The organism is Photobacterium sp. CCB-ST2H9 (genome assembly GCF_023151555.2).
Taxonomy (GTDB): Bacteria; Pseudomonadota; Gammaproteobacteria; order Enterobacterales; family Vibrionaceae; genus Photobacterium.
In genome coordinates this window covers 397,156-418,215 of sequence record NZ_CP100426.1, presented here as the reverse complement: position 1 = coordinate 418,215, position 21,060 = coordinate 397,156, and the positions used below count along the sequence as shown (strand labels likewise).

Below are 21,060 nucleotides of genomic sequence, written 5' to 3'. Positions count from 1 at the left end.
ACATACCATGACATTTCAAGGAACGCCTGTTTTTCAGCCCGGTAATATTGCGGAGATTCTTCATGCGACCGCCCGGGACACTGTACTTTGCACGATCAATCGCCAGGGAGTTGCGACGCTGACACTCAACCGGCCCGAAAAATATAATGCCTTTGACGATCACTTCATTGCGGCTCTGCGTCACTATCTGAAGCAACTGGCCCGCCACCCGGATGTCCGCGTCCTGTTACTGAACGCTACCGGCAAACATTTCTCGGCCGGGGCTGATCTGAACTGGATGATATCGATGGCAAGTAAAAGCCGTCACGAGAATCTGAATGACGCACAAGCGCTGGCTTTACTGATGCATGAACTCGATACCTTCCCTCATCCGACGATCGTTTCCGTTCAGGGCTCTGCATACGGCGGTGCATTGGGGCTGATTTGCTGTAGTGACATCGCGCTGGGAACAGAAAATACGCGTTTCTGTTTAAGCGAAGTCAAATTGGGCCTGATTCCCGCAACGATCGGACCTTATGTCTGCCGCACCCTCGGGCAACGACAGGCCCGGCGTCTGATGCTGACAGCGGAAGCCTTTGATGCACAGCGCGCTCAGGAACTGGGCATCCTGCATGAAGTCTGTTCCGAAGCGCAACTTGAGGCCCGGCTGCAACAGACGATCAATGCGCTGCTTGCGAACAGTCCTCAGGCCATGAGTCAGGTCAAATTGCTGTGCCGTCACTGTGAGACCTCCCCAATCGATGATGAACTGATTCAGCTGACCAGTGAAATGATTGCTGACATCCGTGTCTCTGAACAGGGTCAGGAAGGTTTATCTGCATTTTTTGACAAGCGACGCCCGAACTGGATTCAAGAGAATCACTCTATGCAAGGAGAGCATGATGAGTAAACCCGGTGATCTGCTGCAGCCACTCCAGGAACAACCTGCCATAACAGGCGCACTTGGATCTTCTGCATCTGCCGACACACATACCGCCATTCGCCGCCTGCTCATCGCGAACCGCGGCGAAATTGCCTGCCGCGTCATTCAGACTGCAAAAAGCATGGGCATCACCACGATTGCCGTCTACTCTGAAGCTGACCGACATGCCCGGCACGTCCGTATGGCAGACGAGGCACTCTGTATCGGGCCTGCCCCGGCTCTGGATTCCTATCTGGCCATCGACAAACTGATTGATGCCGCCAAAAACAGCCAGGCTGATGCAATTCATCCCGGCTATGGCTTCCTCTCTGAGAACGTCGCATTCGCAAGAGCTTGCCAGCACAACCAAATTATTTTTATCGGCCCGGGCCCTTCAGCGATGGCCGCAATGAGCTCGAAATCCGATGCAAAAACCATCATGTCTAAAGCCGGTGTGCCGCTTTTACCCGGCTATCACGGTGACGAAGATAACCTTGAGAATCTGACAAAGACAGCCGCTCAGATTGGCTACCCGGTGATTCTGAAACCAGCTTTAGGCGGTGGTGGTAAAGGGATGAAAATCGTCCACCGGGAAAGTGAACTGACGGAAGCCGTTCAGTCTGCCCGGCGGGAAGCGAAATCCGCATTTGGGGACCAGACCCTGTTGCTTGAAAAATACCTGACTCAGCCACGTCACATTGAAGTTCAGATTTTTGCCGATCAGCATGGCAACTGCGTTTATCTGTCAGATCGTGATTGTTCTGTTCAGCGACGTCACCAGAAAATCATTGAAGAAGCCCCGGCTCCCGGCCTCAGTGATCGCCTGAGAAAAGAGATGGGTGAAGCTGCTGTACAGGCAGCGCTGGCCATTCAGTATGTCGGCGCTGGGACTGTTGAGTTTCTCTATGACAGTCAGAGTCAGGCGTATTATTTCATGGAAATGAACACCCGGCTTCAGGTTGAACATCCGGTCACCGAGCTGATTACCGGCCAGGATTTAGTCCAGTGGCAAATTCGGGTTGCCGAAGGGTATCGCCTTCCCCTCGCACAGCATGAAATTCAGCATCGCGGCCATGCGGTTGAAGCCAGGCTTTATGCAGAGGATACCGAGCAGGACTTTTTACCCGCATCTGGCTTAATACAGTACCTGAGGGAACCGGTTACAGAGCATGCAGCGGCCCTCCCGGGACATCAGATTCGGGCGCGCGTCGACAGCGGCATTGCTGAAGGTGACACCGTCACGACACATTATGACCCCATGCTGGCGAAAGTCATTGCCTGGGCAGAAGACCGACAAAGTGCCATTCAGCAATTGAAAACACTTTTATCTGATTATCAGCTCGGCGGTCTTGCCACAAACCTGAAATATCTGCAGCGCATTCTCAGTCACGAGGCTTTTGTTCAGGGTTCGCTGAGTACCCATTTTATTGAACATCATCAGGACGCCTTATCCGCAGACTCGGCTGCTCTGTTGGAAATAAAATCAATCACCGGTGAGCCCGTCCACCTCCCGCTCAATCAGCTGCTGTGTGCCGTCACCCTGTGTTTTCAGCAAGCTGCTCAGCGCGAACTGACAGGCTGGCGACTCAACCAGCGCAGTCTGCACAACATCACGCTTTGCGATCCTCAGAATGACAGCTGTCTCTTCGTATTTGAAAGCGTTTCAGACGGCCGGATCTGGCTGAAACAATGGATGTCCGGATCAGACACCCTGCAATTGACACCTGTGTATATCACTTTGCTAGAGCTGGATTCGCAAGTATCTGTCATTGACTGCAAAGTTGAAATCCATGGTGCTCGTCATCAGATCCGCCTGGTCCGGCTGGCCGATTCAGATGCGCTGCTGGCATTCACCCATGGTGAGCAACAGCAGTATCAGTTGCGTCCCAACTTCAGCCACCATCGTTCAGACCAAAACGACAGCCCTGTCGCGCCACTCAACGGCATTGTGTCTGAAGTTTTATGTCAGCCCGGCGATACGATCGAAAAAGATCAGGGGCTGGTGGTCATTGAAGCCATGAAGATGGAATACACCGTCCGGGCACCACATGATGGCCAGATTATCTCCGTGCTGGTCAGCAATGGCGATCAGGTTCAGCATGGGCAGGAACTGGTACAGCTCAGTGCCACCGGTGAAGAACCGGGCCATACGGAGTGAAATCAGCATGAGCAAAGATACGTTGATGCCGTCAGCCACATTGCATGCGCAAGTTCCCAAAGAGGTCAAAATTGTCGAAGTCGGACCAAGAGACGGCTTGCAGAATGAGCTCAGTGTCAGTACGGCCGATAAAGTCACTTTGATCAATCAGCTTTCAGCAACCGGACTTCGCCATATTGAAGCGGGCTCCTTTGTTTCACCCAAATGGGTGCCGCAAATGGCCGATTCTGCAGAAGTCTTTCAACAAATCAACCGCGTTTCGGGAATTACCTACGCGGCCCTAACGCCAAATATGAAAGGCCTTGAGCTGGCAATTGAGGCAGGCGCCGATGAGATTGCTGTTTTTGCTTCCGCATCAGAAGGGTTCAGCCAGCATAATATCAACTGCAGCATTGCAGAGAGCCTGAAACGCTTTGAACCCGTGATTCACCACGCGAGAGAAAACGGGATTGCGGTGCGTGGCTACCTGTCCTGCGTGACAGACTGCCCTTATGACGGCCCGACGCTTCCGGCACAAACTGCCCGTATTGCCCAAACGCTCTTCAACATGGGGTGCTATGAAATCTCGCTGGGAGACACCATTGGCAAGGCCACTCCCCTTCGGTTTGCAGCCATGCTTGAAGCCTGTATGGAGGATATGCCTGTACAGACTCTGGCCGTTCACTGCCACAATACCTGGGGGCAGGCACTTGCCAATATCTACCAGTCACTGTTAATGGGGATTTCAACGATTGACGCCAGTGTTGCCGGTTTGGGCGGATGTCCTTACGCACCTGGTGCAAGCGGAAATGTCGCAACCGAAGATGTGGTGTATCTCTGTGAACAGTCAGGTATCAGCACCGGGATTAATCTCATGAAGCTGGCTGAAGCGGGAGCAGCAATTTGCCGGCGTTTGGGCAAGCAACCCAATTCAAATGCGGCTCTGGCTTTACTGGCTGCCCGGCACAAATGACATCATGAAAAAACGAGGCCAGTGCCCTCACACTGACCTCGTTTTTTCCTCTTGAAGCGCTGGTGGTTCCGCTACTCGGAACGCAAGAACCGTTGCTCGGCTTCCAGCTCATTTACAACACGCCATACCTTCTGCTCACGTCGTTGCTTGATGTCTGATGGCATGCCCAGTCCGGCTCCCCTCAGCGAATCGTCCGGACCAACATATTCATCAATATGTTCATTAAACATGGCCCGGAATTCTTCCATCGTCGGCATGCAGTAATTTTCTTTTTCATAAGCTTCAAAAATGTGTTCAACTTTCAGTGAGATATCTCTTCTGATTCCATCAAAATCTGACATATCCATCCTACACCTCACCATCATTAACCTATGCAGGGGTGCATAGATTTTCTTTACGGGTAAAGTGTAGCCGAGATTTGTGACACAAAAATTTAGCCACAAGCGCAAAGTTTTCGACAAATTGTTCTCATAGCGGATAACTCTCAGTGCCGAAAGCCATTTCTTTCATTCCCGCACAATCACCCATGTAAACGATTTCAAAACTTGCTTCCAATTTTTAGATATGTTTCAAACTTTTCAGCCAGAGGATTCCGGAACAAGCCTGCTTCAGTTTTATCTATACTAGATGCAGGGATATCAAATTGTTAGCACCCGATCCGAGGACTTTTATGAAGTGTCTGCGCCGAACCGGTATCATTTTTTTAACGACGGTCTGCTGGATCGGGACACCTGCAATTTGTACCGCTGACACAGCGACCACAGATCCCTGGCAATACCCGGAAGATGATGACGACAAACTTTTACCTGCCTGGTTAGACACAACACAGACATCCGTCTCTGATACCATTACCGACATGAGTTCAGGTATCGATGAGTTTCTCAGCTTCAATGAGGAAGAGGAACCCATGGTCAACGAAAGCTATCTGCGAATCAGACTAAAACCCTATTACACGCATCGGGGCTACTTTGAGTTCGACTCCAGTATCGCGCTCAGAATGGATCTTCCCCATGCGGAAAAAGACTGGAAACTGATTTTTGAAACCGATCCTGAAGATTACGAGAGCCTGGAAAATAAAGAACGGGGCATCGCGGATACAACCGGTACAGAAAATCGCGGCGCTATCGCAGGGGTGCGTCTCGAAAGCCGCAAGTTTGGTGAATGGTACGCCGACTTTGATATTGGTCTGAAACTTCGTCTGCCCTTAGATCCCTTTACCCGGGCCCAGTTCAGGCGTGTTGATAAATTAGGCGCCGGCTGGACAAGTCTGGTCCGGCAGGAATTCTTTTACTATCACAGCAAAGGGCCCGGTAGCCTGACTTCAGCTGATTTTTATAATGCTCTTGAACCAACCGAACTGACAATTCTCAGAGTCGGCACCAGTGCACAGTTTCTGGATGACGATGACAACTGGCAGTTCGTCAATCTGGCCGAAATCTATGACCGGATCAGCAACCGCAATTTACTCACCTACTCAATCGGCATGAGTGCGAACAGCAGGCCAAACCTGTCGACTGAAAACGCCTGGATTTCGTTCAGTTGGCAACGCAGATTACATAAACATTGGCTCTATATGAAACTGACGCCGTCTGTGAATTTTCAGAAAGAATATAACTACAAAGTTAACCCAGGTTTTCTGGCCGAGATAGAACTGTATTTCACAAAGAACAGACGGTTTAACCGGCTCTACCGCAGTATTCCCAAACCGTGAATATATGACTTTCAGCGGCACCTGACTATGACGTTAAAACACGCTCAAAGAACAGCACGCCAGCCGGAGCATCAGTTGCGACTTCATCAAAACCATGTTTTTGAAGCAGTCTGACTGACTGGAAATTCTCCGTTTCCACCCCGGCTACTAAAGCAGAAACAATCTTTGCTTCCTGACACCAGGCAATCAGTCCAGCCAGACACTCACTGGCATAACCCTGCCCCCAATACCCTTCACCCAGCAGATAACCCACATGTGCTTTTTGTAAACCCGCATCATCATACTGAGAGAGAAATATAAAGCCGATGATTTCTTGTGTCACTGTCCCCTGAATCACAAGAACATGGCTTTCTTTCATCATTTTCCGCGCCCACGCTCGGGCCGAATGCTCACATTGAACCGATTGAAACTCAGGTGGAAGCGAATGTGTTACTTTCGGGGTCAGTAAATTCAAAGCTGCGTGCGCCAACAGGTCTTCCAATGTTGACCGATTCTGATTCAGAAGTTTCGAAATATGGCTCACCCGCAACCGCGCGGTATGAAATTCACAGCCTTCAAAGTAATCAGCAACTGACATCAATTTCATTCCTTTCATACCATGGACAAACTCTAAGCAAACGCAGCACCATGGTAACAATATTGCAAATACTTTGACCTATTCACGCGCATAATCAAGTTCCTTCTGTGAGCATTCTCAGTATCCGTTGATAAAGCAGCCTGTCAGACCATTTGGCTTTTCGCCTAACGCCCTATCGCAGGAGCCACTTTGCACTTACCCACAGATATGCAGCCCAAAAACAAGCATTTAATGCAACATTGCTGATATGCACCTATTATATTGACCCCAAATGGAATTACTCATCCTACGCGTGGCTTGATTGCCAGGGGCGGTAGCGTGTTCGTGAATCCGTTAGACCGCTGAGTACTGATATACCTTGGTTGTCGTGATTTAAATCATATCCTTTATTTAAAATCGTTTTGCGAGTCCTGCTCCTAAACGAGTGCTGAGTAACAGAACGGAAAAAGATGATGACAAAAGCAAAAGAAGCCCTGACTTTAAAAGGCGAAACATTTAACCCTTTCCCAGAACCATTCAAGTCTCGTCTTGGTCAGTCTGAATACAAGAGTTTAGGTGATCCTTTTGGACTGACTCAATTCGGTGTGGATTTAGAATTATTGGAACCAAATTCTCAATCGGCGCTTCGACACTGGCATACCAAATCAGATGAGTTCATTTATGTACTCGATGGTGAATTGTGTCTGGTTACCGATGATGGGGAGCAAGTTCTTACGTCTGGCATGTGTATCGGTTTCCCAGCTGGGATCGATAACGGTCATCACTTAATCAACCGAAGTAATGAGCAAGCAAAGTTTATCGTCGTGGGTAGTCGAGTCGCAGGAGACGAAGTACATTATCCAGATGATGACTTCAAATGGGTTGTTGAAAGCACAGGTAAGAAGGTGCCTTCCAAAAAAAATGGCACTCCCTATTCGTTTCGTAATAAATCGCTCAACAATGGCTTGAAAGCATAAATACAATTTTCATTGATGTGTGTTCCCCACGGTTATAGCAAGCAATTTCATTGAATCAATCAGATTATTGAAAGGATGTATTTTGAATATTAAAGCTAGTTTTCTTGTCGTATTATTTTTCTGTTTTACTGATTCGACTTATGCTAATGAATTAGACTTCTCACAATATGATGGACAAGAATATGACCTTGTAAAAAATGATTTACTCACCAAAGGTTGGACATATATACCGACACAAGAAGACGAAGTGTCAATGAATGAACAGTATCCGGAAATTTCATGCGGTTTGGGTTCAATGGCCATTTGCTCTGTGGGTTTTCGCAACAGCAATCATACGGTCGCTTTTGTCATCAAAAAGTCAGGTAATAAAATCATAATTGCAGGGCAATACTAATCCCGTTTATGGCGTTCAAAACGAGGCAGGCAATAAATTGAAAATATTGGCAATTTGGTCAATCCGTGGTTATCAAAAATGGATATCACCACATAAAGGCTTCCGGTGTGCTCATACAGCTTACTATGGCGGTAAAAGTTGTTCAGCAGCTATAGTTGAGTTCATCGAAACACTTCCGTGCAGAAAGTTACCTGTAGCGATTAAACAACGCTTTCAAGAATGTCAGAGGGCATCGAAAAAGCTGAATGGCGGTCGAAATCGTAAACGGCGCAATCCCAATAATTCGGAGGCTGATTGCTGTTTTTGGGTTAGTTGGGATATGTGTTGGCCCGATTAAATGTTGGCACGAATGCAGACAGAATGAAATGGATTTGAGCCGCTTTGCAATTTATGCAAGCCCATTCAACCAATACGAAAAATTGATTCTGTGGATTATAGCTTTTATCAACCCGGTGATGAGTGTCTTCCCTTTTTTATTTTCCGACTTGGTTTTATTTACCTTCTTTATTTCTTTTCTCTACCCCAAAAAAAATTTAAACTCATATGCGATCACAAATTACAAAACTCAAAATTTCATATCGTTTTGTGGTTCCCGGAACTTTCCAGAACAAAAACCAATTAAAGGATTCGATAACGAATGACCCGATATTTTCATTTGGTTTTCAGGTACATACATAAAGGGGGACACCCCAAGACTCCAATTGAAATATGGTAAAGACAATCAGTTTTTTGTTGATGTAAATTGCATCATATTTTTTATTTAAAAGTCATTTCAGCACCTATCATATAACATGCCTTGCTCTTTTTAACACGATATGAGTTATTTTATATGTCATTTAAAAACAGAGGAGATAAACACCAGTGAATATTGTTGAACTTGAGATAAATGAAATTGAATCACTATGGAAAAATTTAAATGATTTACACTTTAAACATTCAACACACTTTAAGACACACTTTCAAAATTTAAAGTTTGAAGATCGAACAAATAAGATAATTTCCAACGAGCACGTCAAAATTTTCGGTATAAAGGATGGCAATGATATTGCGGGCTACACTATCGCAACTGTTAATTCTGAAGCTGGAGAGATCTATTCACTTTTTGTTGATATTAACTACCGTGGAAAGGGATTCGGACAGAAGCTAATGAAGCATTCTATCGAATGGTTAAAAGCAAAGCAATGTGAGAACATAAGAGTTTATGTAGCTGAAGGCAATGAACAAGCACTCCCTTTTTATGAAAGCATTGGTTTTAAACATCGATTTCACGTACTTCAACTCAGCTAGGTTGGTACATATCACAAGGCAAAGTCAGTATTTATGAGCGCTCTTAATTTTGGATTGATTGGAAAAGGAAAACAAATGAGTCATCCTCAAATAGATATCAGTTCTGTGTACCCTGTTCTTTCCCCAAAAGAACTGATATCAAATGTCGTCCCACTGTATAAAATACCCAATCCGATTTCATGTGAAATTTTGCATCAAGGAATCAATGATTCTTATATTGTCACAAGCGAGAGAAAAAAACACCTTCTCCGCATATACCGGAAAAACTGGAGATCTTTGCACGATATTGAGTTCGAAATTGAAGCATTAAATTATCTTCATGAGAAAGGAGCTCATGTCGCTTACCCAATTGAAAAAAACCAGGGTGGATACATCACAGAAATAAATACACCTGAAGGTTTAAGATATGCCATTATCACAACTTTTGCAGAGGGTGAAGAATTAAAATATAAAAATATAGATGATGCGGCTCAATATGGAAAAGCCGTCGCTAAGATTCACCGATTATCAGATGATTTCATTTCAAATCATGCTCGCTATAAATTAGACCTCAAGCATCTGGTAGAAGAGCCTCTTAAACGCATTAAGCTGTCCCTCTCACACCGAGTGGATGACTGGGTATTTTTGAATAACTACGCGTCTGTACTATCCAAGAAAATCGATGAATCTGATTTAGGTTTACTTGACTATGGTTTTTGCCATGGTGATTTCCATGGTTGGAATGCCCATAAGCACAGAGAAGAAATTACATTCTATGACTTTGACTGCTGTGGTTTTGGTCTGAGAGCTTATGACTTAGCTGTGTTCAAGTGGAGTGCAAGGTTAAGAAATAAAGAAAATGAATGGTGGGTCCCATTTTTGAATGCCTATAGAAAGGTAAGACCAATATCTGAATATGATTTAAGCTTTGTGGATATATTTATTTCTATCCGTCACATTTGGCTGATTGGGTTACATATTGAAACAGCAAGTGATCAAGACTGGCTGGATGATTCATACTTTGACAGAGAGATACAATTTTTAAAACAAAATGCTGGTCTTTGAAAATTTCATCATCTGGCAGAAAACGCTGACTCATAGAACGCGATGTTATTCGTCAAACAAATTGAAAGGATTCAGGTCATGTTGGTTACTCAAATAAGGTTGGAGCATGTAGAGAGTTTCCATGAATGCTTAGATACTGTCGCCAAAGAAAATCGTTTCCTGGCACAAACAGAAGCATTGCCTCTGGAAATTATAACTTCATTTGTCAAAGATAGTATTGAGAATGATGCCATCCAGTATGTTGCACTAGTCAACAATCAAGTCGTCGGTTGGGCAGATATTTTTCCACACTGGGCATCAACATTAGCCCATAGAGGAAATTTGGGTATGGGCGTTCATCCAGCTTACCGTGGTCAAGGCATTGGTGAACAACGACTCAGAACCTGTTTAAAGAAAGCCAGATCCAAAGGCATCTCCCGGATAGAATTAGAAACTCGCGCAGATAACTTCCCATCCATCAACCTGTATAAAAAATTAGGTTTTGTTACTGAAGTGACCAAGAAAAATGCCATGAAATTTAATGAGACGTTTTTTGATTCAATACAAATGTCACTCATCTTCGAGTAGTACTGACTCAAATAGACCCGAATATCAACAGCCGCCCTGCCCCGAGAAAGAAGACATCGAAGTATCATACACAGGGCCAGGGCTGCACACCAAAATCCCGTATACCTAAAGCAGCGCGAGTAAAGGCCCGGTTCCTGTTTCATATATCAGTTTGACGGTCATCAGTAAGGTCACCGTAATGAAGACCGGCCGAACCACTTTGTCACCATTGCGAATCACAATTTTACTGCCTAACACAGACCCCAGGATCTGGCCCAGCCCCATCAGCAATCCTATTTTGTAGTTCACACTGCTGATCATGATGAAAAAGAACAGTGAAACAAGATTCCCCATCAAGTTCAGCGGCTTGGTTGCTATACTAGCCTGCTTCGCGGTATATCCGAGGAGTATCGCAAAAGCGATCATCCAGATAGCGCCGGTTCCCGGACCAAAAAAGCCATTATAAAAACCGATGAGCAGACCCATGGAGATCATAAACCATTGTCCAGATATCTTCGGCTCGGCGGCTTCATTGCTTTTAAACCGCTTAGACACCACAGAATAGATGGTGATGACCACCATGAGCACAGGCAGCAAGATTCTTAATGCGTCTGCCGGGAAAAGGCTGACCGCATAAGAGCCCGCAAGTGCGCCCACCGCTGTCGCAATCATGCCGGACAACAAACCATTCAGATTCATTTGCTGATGCCACAAATACGTCAGAAATGCCGTCAGTTCCCCAATAACGGCTTGCAGCCGATTTGTACCCAGGGCAGTTAACGGCGGAACACCGGCCAGCAGCAGACTCGGAACCGTAATTAACCCGCCTCCGCCGGCAATGGCATCTACGACCCCGGCGAGAAAGGCCGCGGCGAACAATATCAGCAGAACACTATCCGACGGTACAAAAGTGACAGACTCCAGCATATATTTTCCTTTGATTTCATTGAGGTTGAGATATCAGCGCTGACCGGAGCGAATAATGAGCCGGTGCATCACCCGTAATTCCCCGAAATAATCATTCACAGCATGATGCTGGAGTCCCCGGTTATCCCAGATCACAATGGTGTCGTTTTCCCATTGAACACGCGCTGTAAATTCATCCCGCGTCAGGTGCCGGAAAAGGTAATTCAGAATCGGGGCGCTTTCTTCTGTGGACATTGATGAAAAACGACTCGTGTGCTCGTCATTGACATAAATGGCCGGAATGCCGGTTTCTTCATGGCGTTTTGCTGCAAAATGAGAGGCGGAGAAATATGTGTTTGCCATGGCAATATCGGTGAAATTCACCAGGTGAGACGCCTTCTTACCGGCATCCTGAAATTTATTCGAAATATATTCTGCCTTTTCGGCTAACAGAAATTTTTGCATCCCTTCAGACAGCGCAAAAAAAGCCTTCTGAGCATCAGAAAACACGGTATCTCCGCCAACTAAGGGCGTCTGTTTTGCTGCAAGCAAAGTGAAATCCGGTGGCGAATCCAGGTACGTCGAATCAATGTGCCAGACACCACTGAAAACATTTTGCTGCGTCGGTTCTTTGCGAATTTCAACGATTTCAGGGTAATCCTCAATCCCGCTGGAAAATGGATAGCGCTGCACCTCACCCATTGCTTTTGCTATCTGGATGAGTTGCTTTGGTGACGTATCCTGCTTCCTAAAAATCAGAAGTTTATGGCGGATCAGGGCCTGATAAAGTTCATGGAAGTGATTTGAGACTAAATTTGCCAGAGACTGATGGGTAAATTCCAGACCAAAACTCGGTGCCAGGGGCTTCGCTTCACTTGCCAGAGAAGCCAAAGATAAGCCGTGACTGTTCATCGTGATATTCTCTCTGCTTAATATGCCTTGGGTTCATAAACGCGCCTAGTTGTACCAAGGTTGCACATTAAGTTAAATTAACGATTACTTATTCACACATTTAGATAGAACTTAATGATTAATTCTCAGGACATCGAATTCTTTCAGGTTGTTGCCGGTAGTCCGTCATTGGCGGCAGCTGCGAGGAAACTGAATGTCACGCCACCGAGTGTTTCACAGCGATTGCAAGCTCTGGAACGAAAACTGAACGTAACCCTTGTCGACCGTAACCTGAGATCCACCAGGCTTACATCTGAAGGTCAGCGGCTGGCCCGGGAAGGACACAGTATTCTGCTGGCACTGGAAGCCCTGCAGAATGATCTGCTCAGTAATCAATCCATGATCGAAGGTAAACTGAATGTGCTGGCACCGCTGGGGTTCGGTTCTGCCTATATCGCACCGCTGATCGCTGCGTTTCAGCAGCATTATCCGAATCTGGTGATCGAACTGACGTTGTCCGATAACCCAAGCTGGTCTCATACCCTCGAACCGGATGTCATGATCTATATCGGTCAGCTCCGGGACTCCTCACTGAAATGCATTCATCTGGCGAACAATCGTCGTTTCTTACTGGCCTCGCCAGCGTATCTGGCTTCAGCGCCGCCGCTCAACACACCGGAAGATCTGCACAAACACGCCTGTATTGCACTGAAAGAAAACAATGAAGATGTCACGATGTGGAAGTTCAATCCGCAATCCCGCCAGTCCATCAGCATTCGGATTGAGCCTAAGCTGGCCAGTAATGTAGGTCAGGTCGTCAAACAATGGGCACTGGCAGGTCATGGCGTGATTCAGCGTTCTGAGTGGGATGTCAGAAAAGAAATCGATGCGGACAGACTGATTCCCCTGCTCACCGATTATGCGCTTTCTCCGGCTAATATTGTGGCGCTGGTTTCAGCAGAAAAAAGTAAACGCTCCAGAAAACTCAGTCTGTTTCTGGACTATCTGAAGGAAAATCTGCCCCGCCAATGGTAAATCAGTGTAAAGACCGGTATTACATGCAAGGCAGACATCCACACCAGAATCATCTGCAATCCTATGATTTTAAGGTGATTTCTGTCTAAAAACTCAGAATACACAGCATTATTTTGACACTAAACAGCAAATACAAAAAAGAACGATTATCAGTTTTATTCGTGACAATAAACTACAAATTGAATAGCATTGTGCGACTTATTTCATCCTAAGGACGTAGAAACAATGAAATCATTTGGCCTTCTGTCACGCATTGTTCTGCTGGCTGCCGGTTTGCTGACTGCACAAGCCGTATTTGCCGACAAGAATTCACCGAAAACGATCAAACATGCTTTGGGCGAAATCACGCTGAGCAAAGTACCACAACGGGTTGTTGTTCTGGGTCAGGGAAGCCTGGATACACTGGATCGCCTGGGTGTCGAACCAGTCGGTGTCGTGAAATCTATGATGCCTGCGTACCTGAACAAATATCAGGATGAAAAATATGCAGGCGTAGGATCAGTTGTGGAGCCGGATTTCGAAGCCATTTTTATGGCCAAGCCTGATCTGATTATTGCTGAAGCACGCATGAAACCTCTGATGGATCAGCTTCAGGAAATCGCTCCGACCATCATGTACTCCGTTGAATACGGTCAGTACTGGCAGGATGCACAGCAAAACTGGCGTATGCTGGGTGAAATTTTCAACAAACAGACAGAAGCCGAAAAACTCATCGCAGACGTTCAGACAAAATTAGATGCCACCAAACATCGGGTAAAAGACAGCAAGATGAATGCACTGATGCTGATGAACAACGGCAACAAGCTCGCCATGTTCAATGAAGGCAGCCGTTTTTCGATGGTCTTCGATGATTTTGGCTTCTCCCCTGCCCGAAGCGAGAAAGTTTCAGCTGGCGGCCCGCACGGCAACCTGATTTCATTTGAATACATTGCTGATGCCAAGCCAGATGCCATGCTGGTTCTGGACCGGGAACAAGCCATTGGCCGTGATTCCGGCAAAGCAAAAGCGCGTTTCGACAACTCGCTGGTGAAATCAACGCCAGCTTTTCAGAGTAACCATATTGTCTATCTGAACCCGAACGCCTGGTACATCACCATGGCCGGCGCAACAGCGACCGAGTTAATGATCGACGATATAAACGCCCTGTTCTAATCCATGTTGTGAGGCCTGCCTTCCGGCAGGTCTCGGTTTACTATGAATTCATCAAACATTTATTTTTCCCGGATTTTCATATCCGGCACGTTGCTGCTGTTCCTCAGCGCTGCTTCTTTGTCCGTCGGTGTTGCAGATCTTCAGCTCAGCAGCCTCTGGCAAGGCGATATCGAAGCCACCTCTATCCTGATCACCAGCCGTATCCCACGTTTGCTGGCTATTTGTCTGGCCGGCGCCGGATTAAGTATTGCCGGGCTGATCATGCAGCAGATCTGCCAGAACCGATTTGCAGCCCCGGATACCACAGGAACCATCGATTGCGCCCTGCTTGGTTATGTGGCCAGCATGGTGTTTTTTTCCGGTCTGAGCAAATGGGTCGATCTAGCCGTCATTTTTGCGTTTGCAGTCGGTGGCACCCTGCTGTTCGTCAAATTCCTGCAGCGGCTGACGTTCAAAAATACCGTGCTTGTCCCTCTGATCGGGATGATGTTCGGGAATGTCGTCTCCGCTTTTACTCAGTTCATTGCCTACAAATATGATCTGGTTCAGACCATGAAAACCTGGACCATCGCCAACTTCTCTTCGGTACTTCAGGGGCAGTATGAGCTGTTATATCTTGCGATTCCGGCTTCTGTGCTTGCCTATCATTTTGCCAGTCAGTTCAGTGCAGCCAGCGTTGGCGAAAGTTTCGCGAAAAATATCGGGCTGAACTATCAGAACATTGTGCTGATTGGCGTCATCATTGTGGCCGTAATTTCCGCGTCGGTCGTGATGATCGTGGGTGTGATTTATTTTGTCGGCCTGATTATCCCGAATCTGGTGTCTTTGTTCCTCGGCGACAACATGAAGCGAAACCTGCCCTGGACGGCCTTCTGGGGCGTCGTGGTCGTTCTGGCCTGTGACATTCTCGGCCGCCTGATCATCTTCCCTTATGAAATTCCAATATCCATGATCGTTTCCGTGCTTGGCGGTGCAGCGTTCATCTATCTGGTACTGAAGGACAAAACCAATGCGTGATTCCATGAAAGTCATCTGGATGGCAGCTTTGTCTGTGCTGATCATTGGCTATTTCATCGGGCAGGGGCTGACACCGGATAACTACAGCTTTTTCCTGTCCCGCCGCATCCCGAAAGTCTTAGCGATTTGTCTGGCAGCCATTGCCATTTCAGCATCTTCGATGGTGTTCCAGACCATCACCAATAACCGGATTCTGACACCGTCCATTCTGGGGTTTGATTTTCTCTACATCATGCTGCAAACCATCATTGTCGTGTTGTTTGGCAGCGCCAGCATTCTGATTATCAATCAGAAAATCAATTTCTTTGTTTGCGTGTTCCTGATGACAGGTTTGTCTGTCCTGCTGTTCAGTCTGTATTTCCGTCGCCGCAATACCAATGTCTTTACGCTGCTGTTGCTGGGCATTGTGCTGGGCAGTCTGTTCTCCAACATCTCAAACTTCTTTGCCATGCTCATCGACCCGAATGAGTTCTCCGTGGTTCAGAATGCGATGTTTGCCAGTTTTAACAATGTGAACAGTGAACTGGTTTACTGGTGTGTTCCGATGCTCACAATTTGCCTGTTGTATCTGTTGCACCTGTCTCCGCAGCTAGATGTGATGTGGCTGGGAGAAGACAACGCAAAAAGTCTGGGGATCGATACCCGCAAGCTGACCCTGCAAGTCATGCTGGTCGTCTCCGTGATGATTTCAATCTCGACTGCGCTGGTCGGCCCCGTTCTTTTCTTTGGCCTGATTGTCGTCAGCCTGACCCGGGAGATCTTCCGGACTTACCATCACAGATATCTGATTCTGATTTCCAGCCTGATGGCAGTATTGCTGCTGATCAGCGGTCAGTATTTCGTTGAAAAAGTACTGAAATTTGAAACCACTGTCAGCGTCCTGATTAACTTTGTGGGTGGCAGTTATTTTCTGTATCTGCTGACCCGAAATAAAATCTGAAGCTTATGATCGAATTAACCGGATTAACCAAACATTATGGCAACACCACCGTGGTGAAAGATGCTTCGGCGCTTTTTCCCAAAGGTGAAGTGACTTCTATTATCGGCCCGAACGGCGCGGGAAAAAGTACCCTGCTCTCCATGGCCAGCCGACTGACCCACAGTGATGCCGGTGAAGTGGTGATTGCCGGCACGCCTCTATCCCAGTGGGACAGCAAAGCCCTGTCGAAACGACTGGCTGTACTGCGGCAGTCAAATAATATCAATATGCGGTTTAAAGTCCGCGAGCTGGTTGCGTTTGGTCGTTATCCGCATTCTCAGGGACGACTGACGGCTGAAGATAACCGCATCATTGATGAAGCGCTGGATCACCTGGGCATCCGGGAGATTCAGGACCGTTTTATTGATGAGCTCAGTGGCGGCCAGCGACAAATGGCTTTCATCGCCATGGTTGTGGCGCAGGATACTGACTACATCTTTCTGGATGAACCACTGAACAATCTGGATATCCGCCATTCCGTCGACATCATGATGACGCTTCGCCGACTCGCAAGAGACATGCAAAAAGCCGTCGTCATCGTGATCCATGACATCAATTTCAGCTCCTGTTATTCAGATAACATTATCGCGATGAAACGCGGCGAAGTGGTCGCCAGCGGGAAAGTCCATGAAGTGATTGAAAAGAACATCATGGAAGCTATGTATGAAATCCCGTTTGATATCAAGGAGATCGACGGACAGCGGATTTGTCTGTATTACGGCGGTTAACAAAGCTGGGTAAGGCTTATCCTGAATCAATCGGATAAGCCTTATTTAAACGGAATAATCACTCCGACACTGTAGAGTGACGGTGTCATATCATCCAGACCAACCAGCGTGCTGGCCTCGGCGTAAGCAACCCACTTGTCGTTAAATGCACCGGAAACACCGGCGTGAAAACGACCGTAAAACTGATCTTCAGACTGTGTGATCACCGGAAGATTGCTGCTGGAATAACTGGATTTGAACTGGCTGACAATACGGTCGGAATGGAACTGATAATCGTAATGCAGGTAGCTTTTCAAATAAGGCTGAAAAATACCGATGCTGGTCCGGAAAGGCTTTGAAATGGTGGCGCCGGTGATAAAAGTGGTACCTTCAAGTTTACTGACGTCATCAACACGGGAAATCACGTAGTTCGAATTCCCTTTGGACAATCTTTCGTTATATCTGTCCTGATCTGAAAGCGTATATTGCACTGAACTTTCAAAGGCAATTTTGGCATAGGGATAATCCACCACATATCCGCCGCCGAGCGTAAACACCCAGACATCCGAATCTGCATCATCCATACTGCTCACCACCGGATCGGTATACATATTTACCTGACGGTTCATATCGGTATCGATCAGGGCATAGCTGGCCGTAAAATCAAGAAACCATGCATCTTTGAAATAGCTGAAGTAACCCGACGCGACTAAACCATCAATGTCACTGCCGGTCTCATTTTCATAGTCTGCTGATTTATAACTTGGCATCCCCAGAGCTAAACCAAACAGATAATTGTTGTTCAGCAGATAATCCCCGCCCATGGTGACAGAATATTCCTGGCTGGCCGATGATTGCTTCCGTCCGGAATGATACTGGCTAAACGTCAGTTGCGGTGTTGAACGTTCAACTCGCATGTAGGTGCCAAGCCCGCCGTTCGCATTGTCAAAATATGAAGCTGCAGAACCCGGTTCGTTCGAAGACGCATAAACCGCACGACCCCGGCTGTCCTGACGGACACTGCTGGTCCGGGCACTGACATCTCCCGGATATAACGCGACTGACGAAGAATAAATACTGGCTGCCGGATGAACCGATTCTTTCTGGCTGGGTTTGTCGACCCGGACATCGCTGGCAATAGTCATCAGAGAATCCATGACCTCATCTGACACTGAACTGACGAAACTGGATTTACTGCTGTCCGCCCATGAAGACTGCGGAACTGACACTGCAAGCAAGACTACTGGTACCCAGACACCGTGACACCGATATGCGCTTCCCATATCGCCCCCTAAACCTACACGCTTATAATGTTATGTACGCCTTTATTAGACGCATCTAATACATCGTCACAAGTGCATCTAGTCTTGAGTATAGGGTGGGCATTTTTTGAACAACGTCGCAAAAATAATACAAGTATTTTTTTGCGAACCAAAGTATGCCGCATTTGTATTTATCTGCTATGGGGACAAATCCGGATTGCCTGATTTGAGAATGACTTAATGATCAGCACATCCTCGACATCGCAAAATTGTACAACACGTTTATATCTTCAATTTTTTTCTTGGCCGGAGTTCTACATGAAAAAGCTGACCCCGATGTTTCTGGCAACCCTCATCATGACCGCCCCGGTACAGGCCGATGACTTGGATCAGGCGGCAAAAGACGTTTGTGGTTGTCTGGCTGAACCCTATGCAGCCCTGGAAAAAGCCTTACAGGCAATGAAAACGGAGAAAGGCAATGACCTGAGCCGTCTGATGAGTTCGAAGGGTGAACTGACACAGATGCTCAGTGCAACTGAAGCATGTATGGAAGCACTGCGAAAAAAATATCCCGGCATCAATGCAGATCAGTCGCTGCAAAAACAGGTGTTGGACAAAACCCGTCAGTTCTGTCCAAACCCGCTGGAAACCGTGGACTTAAGCGCACCGGCAAAATGAATCAGTCTGCATCATACCGTAAAAATACAGTCGCAAGCGGTGGCAGGTTCAGCACCAGCAGATGCGTCTGACGGGTTTCATCCCAGAATGTGCCAGTACGCGCCTGAACTGTTTGACCGCTGCCCCAGAACTCTGAGTCATCCGTATTCAGCAGCACCTGATAGTGTCCGGCAACCGGTACCGGGATACCGTAATTTTCACGCGGAACGGGCGTGAAATTACTGACCACCAGCACCTTCTCCCCGTTTTTGGCATAACGTTCATGGGCAATCACACTCTGTTCTGCATCCGACTGAGTGCACCAGACAAATCCGGCCGGATCGTAATCCTGTTCGTACAGCGCAGGCGTCTGACAATACAGCTGATTCAGCGCCTTCACCAGACGTTGCACACCGGCATGGCGCTCATATTTCAGATAATGCCACTCCAGCACGCCGTCATGATTCCACTCAGCACTCTGAGCGATTTCTGAACCCATAAAATTCAGTTTCTTGCCTGGCTGACCGTACATGTAACCCAGATATGCTCGGAGGTTTGCTGTCTGCTGCCATTCATCACCCGGCATTTTATTCAGCAGGGACCCTTTTCCGTAAACCACTTCGTCATGCGACAGCGACAGCACATAGTTTTCGCTGAACGCATACACCAGCGGAAAGGTCAGTGTGTCGTGATGATAACGGCGATGAATCGGATCCTCACGCATATAAGTCAGGCTGTCGTGCATCCAGCCCATGTTCCATTTGAAGCCAAAACCCAGCCCGCCTTCATTCGTCGGACGGGAAACGCCGGGAAACGTCGTCGATTCTTCCGCAATCGTCATTGCATTCGGATATCGGCTGTAGACTTCTTCATTCATCCAGCGCAGTAAACTGACTGCATCGTGATTGATGTTGCCGCCATCTTCGTTCGGAATCCACTGGCCCGGCTGACGGGAATAGTCCAGATAAAGCATCGATGCGACGGCATCGACCCGCAGTCCATCGATGTGAAAATGCTCAAACCAGGAAAGTGCATTGGCAACCAGAAAGCGGCGAACATGCTCACGCCCGTAGTCATAAATATAACTCTGCCAGTCCTGATGCCAGCCCCGGCGCGGATCCGGATCATGAAACAGCGCCGTGCCGTCAAAAAACGCCAGACCATGATCATCCGCCGGAAAATGCGCCGGCACCCAGTCCAGAATCACACCTAACCCTGCCTGATGGCACTGATCAATGAAAAATTTAAAGTCGTCCGGTGAACCGTAGCGGCTGGTCGGAGCAAATAAGCCAACGGGCTGATAACCCCAGGAGCCGTAAAACGGATGCTCCGAAACCGGCATCAATTCCACATGGGTATACCCCATCTCAGTCAGATAAGGGATCAGTTCAGCCGCCAGCTCGCGGTAGCTCAGGTGCTCACCATTTTCGTGACGTCGCCACGAACCGGCATGCAGTTCATAAAACGAAAGCGGTTGCTCATGCTTTGGGGTAACCGGACGTCGCTGCCAGTCCTCATCCTGCCACTGGTAAGCACTGTGGTCATAGACCAGAGATGCAAAAGACGGATACTGCTCGGCCTGATACCCCCAGGGATCCGCTTTATGCGGCAGCTGATGACCAGACGAATCGCGCAGCTCGAACTTATACCGCACTCCTGCTGACAGTGCTTCGACAAAACACCCCCAATAACCTTGTTCCAGAGAGGTCAGCGGATGACGTCGGCTGTCCCACTGATTAAAGTCACCCACCACGCTGACTGCACTTGCATTCGGCGCATACACCAGAAAACGTACGCCAGTCACCACACCTTCAGAGCAGTCAATTTCCATGAGCTGTGCCCCCATGTGGTGATACTGGGTCGACGGATGACCCAGTTCAGCCATATCCGGCAGCCAGTGTTTGATTTCGACGGGTTCAGTCTTCACT

The 21,060-nt window shown here is 47.5% G+C and carries 23 protein-coding genes; 17 read left to right on the top strand and 6 right to left on the bottom strand.

From position 1 onward, the window contains the following. Positions 1-7 precede the first annotated feature (7 nt). From L4174_RS18430 to L4174_RS18420, 3 genes are read left to right on the top strand one after another with little or no spacing between them, the layout of a single operon-like run. Positions 8-889 (top strand): enoyl-CoA hydratase-related protein, encoded by an 882-nt coding sequence (locus L4174_RS18430; RefSeq protein ID WP_248142457.1) that lies wholly within the window; start codon positions 8-10, stop codon positions 887-889. Then, a complete protein-coding gene (locus L4174_RS18425) occupies positions 879-3,059 on the top strand; it encodes a biotin carboxylase N-terminal domain-containing protein (protein ID WP_248142458.1) in 2,181 nt (726 codons plus the stop codon). The genes L4174_RS18430 and L4174_RS18425 overlap by 11 nt, the downstream gene beginning before the upstream one ends. A 7-nt stretch (positions 3,060-3,066) precedes the next feature. After that, a complete protein-coding gene (locus L4174_RS18420) occupies positions 3,067-4,011 on the top strand; it encodes a hydroxymethylglutaryl-CoA lyase (RefSeq protein ID WP_248142459.1) in 945 nt (314 codons plus the stop codon). 71 nt (positions 4,012-4,082) lie between these two features. On the opposite strand, the gene L4174_RS18415 is transcribed toward L4174_RS18420, so the two are convergent. Beyond that, complete coding sequence (locus tag L4174_RS18415; RefSeq protein ID WP_248142460.1) at positions 4,083-4,352, bottom strand: hypothetical protein; 270 nt, start codon at positions 4,350-4,352, stop codon at positions 4,083-4,085. Positions 4,353-4,681: 329 nt separating this feature from the next. On the opposite strand from L4174_RS18415, the gene L4174_RS18410 reads away from it, so the two are divergent. Beyond that, positions 4,682-5,722 (top strand): hypothetical protein, encoded by a 1,041-nt coding sequence (locus tag L4174_RS18410; RefSeq protein ID WP_248142461.1) that lies wholly within the window; start codon positions 4,682-4,684, stop codon positions 5,720-5,722. Between the two features lie 25 nt (positions 5,723-5,747). On the opposite strand, the gene L4174_RS18405 is transcribed toward L4174_RS18410, so the two are convergent. Next, positions 5,748-6,299 (bottom strand): GNAT family N-acetyltransferase, encoded by a 552-nt coding sequence (locus L4174_RS18405; RefSeq protein ID WP_248142462.1) that lies wholly within the window; start codon positions 6,297-6,299, stop codon positions 5,748-5,750. Positions 6,300-6,748: 449 nt separating this feature from the next. Here L4174_RS18405 and L4174_RS18400 point away from each other — a divergent pair, with 449 nt between their 5' ends. The 7 genes from L4174_RS18400 (at position 6,749) to L4174_RS18375 (ending at position 10,547) form a co-directional block, all read left to right on the top strand. Then, complete coding sequence (locus L4174_RS18400) at positions 6,749-7,255, top strand: cupin domain-containing protein (RefSeq protein WP_248142463.1); 507 nt, start codon at positions 6,749-6,751, stop codon at positions 7,253-7,255. A gap of 82 nt (positions 7,256-7,337) precedes the next feature. Then, positions 7,338-7,649, top strand: coding sequence for a hypothetical protein (locus tag L4174_RS18395; protein ID WP_248142464.1), 312 nt, complete (start codon positions 7,338-7,340; stop codon positions 7,647-7,649). Beyond that, positions 7,633-7,986 carry a membrane protein insertion efficiency factor YidD gene (gene yidD, locus L4174_RS24145; protein ID WP_371929428.1) on the top strand — a complete coding sequence of 118 codons (354 nt, stop codon included), beginning with the start codon at positions 7,633-7,635 and terminating at the stop codon, positions 7,984-7,986. The genes L4174_RS18395 and yidD overlap by 17 nt, the downstream gene beginning before the upstream one ends. Then, positions 7,895-8,290, top strand: a complete 396-nt coding sequence (locus L4174_RS18390; RefSeq protein WP_248142465.1) for a hypothetical protein — start codon at positions 7,895-7,897, stop codon at positions 8,288-8,290. The genes yidD and L4174_RS18390 overlap by 92 nt, the downstream gene beginning before the upstream one ends. A gap of 220 nt (positions 8,291-8,510) precedes the next feature. After that, positions 8,511-8,936: an N-acetyltransferase gene (locus tag L4174_RS18385; RefSeq protein WP_248142466.1), complete on the top strand. Its 426-nt coding sequence runs from the start codon at positions 8,511-8,513 to the stop codon at positions 8,934-8,936. A gap of 75 nt (positions 8,937-9,011) precedes the next feature. Next, positions 9,012-9,980, top strand: coding sequence for a phosphotransferase enzyme family protein (locus L4174_RS18380; RefSeq protein WP_248142467.1), 969 nt, complete (start codon positions 9,012-9,014; stop codon positions 9,978-9,980). A gap of 78 nt (positions 9,981-10,058) precedes the next feature. Beyond that, the gene (locus tag L4174_RS18375) at positions 10,059-10,547 is read left to right on the top strand and encodes a GNAT family N-acetyltransferase (protein ID WP_248142468.1); all 489 of its coding nucleotides are present in this window, start codon (positions 10,059-10,061) and stop codon (positions 10,545-10,547) included. A 105-nt stretch (positions 10,548-10,652) separates the two neighbouring features. On the opposite strand, the gene L4174_RS18370 is transcribed toward L4174_RS18375, so the two are convergent. Next, positions 10,653-11,453: a TSUP family transporter gene (locus tag L4174_RS18370; RefSeq protein ID WP_248142469.1), complete on the bottom strand. Its 801-nt coding sequence runs from the start codon at positions 11,451-11,453 to the stop codon at positions 10,653-10,655. A 33-nt stretch (positions 11,454-11,486) separates the two neighbouring features. Next, a complete protein-coding gene (locus L4174_RS18365) occupies positions 11,487-12,344 on the bottom strand; it encodes a TauD/TfdA family dioxygenase (protein ID WP_248142470.1) in 858 nt (285 codons plus the stop codon). A 114-nt stretch (positions 12,345-12,458) separates the two neighbouring features. Here L4174_RS18365 and L4174_RS18360 point away from each other — a divergent pair, with 114 nt between their 5' ends. The 5 genes from L4174_RS18360 (at position 12,459) to L4174_RS18340 (ending at position 17,234) form a co-directional block, all read left to right on the top strand. Beyond that, positions 12,459-13,358, top strand: coding sequence for a LysR family transcriptional regulator (locus L4174_RS18360; RefSeq protein ID WP_248142471.1), 900 nt, complete (start codon positions 12,459-12,461; stop codon positions 13,356-13,358). 225 nt (positions 13,359-13,583) lie between these two features. Then, on the top strand, positions 13,584-14,510 hold the full coding sequence (locus L4174_RS18355) for a siderophore ABC transporter substrate-binding protein (protein WP_248142472.1): 927 nt from the start codon (positions 13,584-13,586) through the stop codon (positions 14,508-14,510). 42 nt (positions 14,511-14,552) lie between these two features. Beyond that, positions 14,553-15,527, top strand: coding sequence for an ABC transporter permease (locus L4174_RS18350; RefSeq protein WP_248142473.1), 975 nt, complete (start codon positions 14,553-14,555; stop codon positions 15,525-15,527). Further along, positions 15,520-16,467: an iron chelate uptake ABC transporter family permease subunit gene (locus L4174_RS18345; RefSeq protein ID WP_248142474.1), complete on the top strand. Its 948-nt coding sequence runs from the start codon at positions 15,520-15,522 to the stop codon at positions 16,465-16,467. Before L4174_RS18350 ends, L4174_RS18345 begins: the two co-directional genes overlap by 8 nt. Positions 16,468-16,472: 5 nt before the next feature. Then, positions 16,473-17,234 (top strand): ABC transporter ATP-binding protein, encoded by a 762-nt coding sequence (locus L4174_RS18340; RefSeq protein ID WP_248142475.1) that lies wholly within the window; start codon positions 16,473-16,475, stop codon positions 17,232-17,234. Positions 17,235-17,275: 41 nt separating this feature from the next. Here L4174_RS18340 and L4174_RS18335 read toward each other — a convergent pair whose 3' ends face one another. Next, positions 17,276-18,358 carry an autotransporter outer membrane beta-barrel domain-containing protein gene (locus tag L4174_RS18335; protein ID WP_248142476.1) on the bottom strand — a complete coding sequence of 361 codons (1,083 nt, stop codon included), beginning with the start codon at positions 18,356-18,358 and terminating at the stop codon, positions 17,276-17,278. 435 nt (positions 18,359-18,793) lie between these two features. Here L4174_RS18335 and L4174_RS18330 point away from each other — a divergent pair, with 435 nt between their 5' ends. After that, entirely contained in the window at positions 18,794-19,153 is a 360-nt protein-coding gene (locus L4174_RS18330) for a hypothetical protein (protein ID WP_248142477.1), read from the top strand. Position 19,154: 1 nt separating this feature from the next. Here the strand turns inward: L4174_RS18330 and glgB are convergent, their stop codons facing one another. Further along, on the bottom strand, positions 19,155-21,017 hold the full coding sequence (gene glgB, locus L4174_RS18325; RefSeq protein ID WP_248143324.1) for a 1,4-alpha-glucan branching protein GlgB: 1,863 nt from the start codon (positions 21,015-21,017) through the stop codon (positions 19,155-19,157). Between the last annotated feature and the right edge of the window lie 43 nt (positions 21,018-21,060).

Bases quoted from the DNA above. Each gene is read 5' to 3' on its own strand.
- L4174_RS18430 (WP_248142457.1), top strand. From the start codon at position 8: ATGACATTTCAAGGAACGCCTGTTTTTCAGCCCGGTAATATTGCGGAG.
- L4174_RS18425 (WP_248142458.1), top strand. From the start codon at position 879: ATGATGAGTAAACCCGGTGATCTGCTGCAGCCACTCCAGGAACAACCT.
- L4174_RS18420 (WP_248142459.1), top strand. From the start codon at position 3,067: ATGAGCAAAGATACGTTGATGCCGTCAGCCACATTGCATGCGCAAGTT.
- L4174_RS18415 (WP_248142460.1), bottom strand. From the start codon at position 4,352: ATGTCAGATTTTGATGGAATCAGAAGAGATATCTCACTGAAAGTTGAA.
- L4174_RS18410 (WP_248142461.1), top strand. From the start codon at position 4,682: ATGAAGTGTCTGCGCCGAACCGGTATCATTTTTTTAACGACGGTCTGC.
- L4174_RS18405 (WP_248142462.1), bottom strand. From the start codon at position 6,299: ATGTCAGTTGCTGATTACTTTGAAGGCTGTGAATTTCATACCGCGCGG.
- L4174_RS18400 (WP_248142463.1), top strand. From the start codon at position 6,749: ATGATGACAAAAGCAAAAGAAGCCCTGACTTTAAAAGGCGAAACATTT.
- L4174_RS18390 (WP_248142465.1), top strand. From the start codon at position 7,895: ATGGCGGTCGAAATCGTAAACGGCGCAATCCCAATAATTCGGAGGCTG.
- L4174_RS18380 (WP_248142467.1), top strand. From the start codon at position 9,012: ATGAGTCATCCTCAAATAGATATCAGTTCTGTGTACCCTGTTCTTTCC.
- L4174_RS18375 (WP_248142468.1), top strand. From the start codon at position 10,059: ATGTTGGTTACTCAAATAAGGTTGGAGCATGTAGAGAGTTTCCATGAA.
- L4174_RS18370 (WP_248142469.1), bottom strand. From the start codon at position 11,453: ATGCTGGAGTCTGTCACTTTTGTACCGTCGGATAGTGTTCTGCTGATA.
- L4174_RS18365 (WP_248142470.1), bottom strand. From the start codon at position 12,344: ATGAACAGTCACGGCTTATCTTTGGCTTCTCTGGCAAGTGAAGCGAAG.
- L4174_RS18360 (WP_248142471.1), top strand. From the start codon at position 12,459: ATGATTAATTCTCAGGACATCGAATTCTTTCAGGTTGTTGCCGGTAGT.
- L4174_RS18355 (WP_248142472.1), top strand. From the start codon at position 13,584: ATGAAATCATTTGGCCTTCTGTCACGCATTGTTCTGCTGGCTGCCGGT.
- L4174_RS18350 (WP_248142473.1), top strand. From the start codon at position 14,553: ATGAATTCATCAAACATTTATTTTTCCCGGATTTTCATATCCGGCACG.
- L4174_RS18345 (WP_248142474.1), top strand. From the start codon at position 15,520: ATGCGTGATTCCATGAAAGTCATCTGGATGGCAGCTTTGTCTGTGCTG.
- L4174_RS18340 (WP_248142475.1), top strand. From the start codon at position 16,473: ATGATCGAATTAACCGGATTAACCAAACATTATGGCAACACCACCGTG.
- L4174_RS18335 (WP_248142476.1), bottom strand. From the start codon at position 18,358: ATGACTATTGCCAGCGATGTCCGGGTCGACAAACCCAGCCAGAAAGAA.
- L4174_RS18330 (WP_248142477.1), top strand. From the start codon at position 18,794: ATGAAAAAGCTGACCCCGATGTTTCTGGCAACCCTCATCATGACCGCC.
- glgB (WP_248143324.1), bottom strand. From the start codon at position 21,017: ATGGCTGAACTGGGTCATCCGTCGACCCAGTATCACCACATGGGGGCA.